This is a genomic window from Enterococcus sp. CSURQ0835 (assembly GCF_902706605.1).
Lineage (GTDB): Bacteria > Bacillota > Bacilli > Lactobacillales > Enterococcaceae > Enterococcus_A.
Map to the genome: position 1 here is coordinate 1 of NZ_CACSLH010000063.1, position 2,675 is coordinate 2,675.

Annotated in this window: 1 protein-coding gene and 1 rRNA gene; both read left to right on the plus strand. The window is 39.8% G+C overall.

Going from position 1 to position 2,675, the window contains the following annotated elements:
• Positions 1 to 473 precede the first annotated feature (473 nt).
• Positions 474 to 1,859, plus strand: a complete 1,386-nt coding sequence (locus GVJ38_RS13995) for an amino acid permease (RefSeq protein WP_159723807.1) — start codon at positions 474 to 476, stop codon at positions 1,857 to 1,859.
• Between the two features lie 697 nt (positions 1,860 to 2,556).
• Positions 2,557 to 2,675 (plus strand): 16S ribosomal RNA (locus GVJ38_RS14000); the annotation flags it as partial.

Consider the following 2,675-nt stretch of genomic DNA (forward strand, 5'->3'; position numbering starts at 1 on the left):
ATACAGATTTAAAAAAATCAACTATTTATTAAGTCTATTTGGTGTGCACATATTTTAAGATCTATTGTTATTATTCGCATTTCTGGAATCTATGATTTATCACTTGACTTATAATAGTTAGTCTTTCACTCAAGTTGCTCTTTTTTTATTTTAACAGTTTTCCAGCTGTTTAGCTGCCGGTAAAGTGAGGGGCGTTATTTTGTATTCAAAATAATCCAGTGCAGCGTGGAGGAAGTTTCCTTATGGCCGCCTATTTTATTCAAACCAGCGAAAAAATTTGCTTAAAATCAAGTGGTCGCAATTTTCTGAGCTTTTTTAGTTGCGAAAAAAATTTTCTGGGTATATAAATTAACCATAATAAAAACGATTACAGGAGAAGTGGTCAGCAAAAAATTAAAATCGTTCTGCTATTTAAAAGGTCTAAGAGATACGAAGATGCGTTTCTTCTATTAGAGAGAGGGGAGTGGCTTACCATGAAAAGCCAACAACAAGTAAATCAAGATGGGACCAAGCGAACCCTGTCCAATCGTCACGTCCAAATGATCGCGATCGGTGGAACGATCGGAACTGGATTGTTTTTAGGTTCGGGAAGCTCGATCAGTAAGGCCGGGCCATCTATTATTCTAGTGTACATGATTATCGGCGCTTTTTTCTTTTTGATGATGCGTGCGATCGGTGAGATGCTGTATGAAGATCCTGACCAACATACCTTTGTCGCGTTTATTACGAAATACATCGGCGAACGAGCTGGGAATTTCGCTGGCTGGAGTTATTGGATCGGCTTAGTTTTTCTGGCGATGGCTGAATTGACTGCGATTGCGACCTATATCAAGTTTTGGTTCCCGCAAGCCAACACGAGTTTAATCGAAGTTCTCTTTTTGATTTTGTTGACTTCGCTTAATTTGATCGCTGCTCGGATTTTTGCGGAAGCGGAATTTTGGTTTGCCATGATCAAGATCATCGCCATCATTTCCATGATCATCACAGGGATTATTTTGATTTTTACCGGGTTTAAAGCACCAGATGGAAACTATGCGACGTTTGGCAATGTCTTTAAAGGGTTTCAAATGTTTCCTCATGGGATCGCGACATTCGTAGCTTCCTTCCCGATGGTATTCTTTGCCTTTCAAGGGATGGAATTTATCAGCATCACGATCGGGGAGACGAAAGAACCACGGAAAGTGCTGAAAAAAGCCATCAATGAAACGATTTATCGGATTTTGATTTTTTACATTGGTGCGATGGTGATCATTATGAGTATCACGCCGTGGCAAACGATCAATCCAGGGCAAAGTCCATTTGTTGAAGTGTTTGCGCTAGCTGGTTTACCGGCAGCTGCGACGGTCATTAATTTCGTCGTGTTGACCTCAGCAGCTTCGGCATTAAACAGTGCGATCTTTTCAGCCGGGCGTCACTTTTACCAATTGGCTGAAGAATCTCATTCGCCGGTTTTCCGCCATTTTGATAAGATCTCAAAAACAGGTGTACCTGCGCGCGGGATTTTAGCTTCGGCTGCCTTGATGCTGATCGCTCCGATCATTTCACTCGTCCCTCAAATCGGGAGTGCCTTTGTCTTTGTCACTTCTGTTTCAAGCGACATGTACATCATCGTTTATGCGTTAGCGGTTTATTCCCATCGTAAATACAAATTATCCCAAGATTATTTAGCAGATGGCTTCAAAATGCCGTTTTACAAATTTACTAGTCCGGCAACGTTAGCCTTTTTCGGGTTGATCTTTGTCAGCTTGTTCTTCAACAAAACGTCTTTGTTGCCAGCGTTAGGCGCGATTGTTTGGACCGTTCTTTTCAACTTGTTCGGCTGGTTTAAAAGCCGTAGAGCAAAAGGGACAGTCAGTTAATTAAAGTGTCATTGAATGAAGCGAACGTCTGATTTAAGGCGTTCGCTTTTTTAAATGAAAAATCACTGAAAGAGCAAACGAATGATACGTTTTTAGCAGAATCAAAATCAGAAAGGGGTTGCAAAACGTTTGAGACACAATTTAGGTGCGTCTATATTTTTTGTTAAAGGAATATCGAAAAGAGTAAAAAACGAACGTTGTAACGGTTTTGGAATGTATCTGTCGACTATTCGAAAAAAACACAAAAAAGTCGATTAGGCCATTGACGAAAGTAGTCGAGAAGTTTATAGTTAATCCTGTTCTAAGGGAGCTTTGCTTCACTTGGGAGCTTAGAAAAAACTTAAAAAAAGTTGTTGACAAACAGCTTGAGATTAGGTATTCTAACAAAGTCGCATCAAGCACTTCAAACAACTTCAAAAAAGAAATTGAAAAAGTTGTTGACTTTCAGCTGGAAAGCTGATAAGATATAAAAGTTGCTGATGCAACACGAAACACCATGTAGACCTTTGAAAACTGAACGAAATAAGACGAACCAAATGTGTAGGGCGTTTCTATTTTGTAGAAACAACATACAGCAAGCAATTTATGCTAGCGAATCAATTTTATTTGAGCTTAACAAATTCAAATGACGTCAAATTGTTCTTTTAGAAAATTTGACTATAGTTCAACATCGACACAAGTGTATCGTATTGAACTTATATATGAGAGTTTGATCCTGGCTCAGGACGAACGCTGGCGGCGTGCCTAATACATGCAAGTCGAACGCTTTTTCTTTCATCGAACTTCGGTTCACCGAGAGAAAAGGAGTGGCGAACG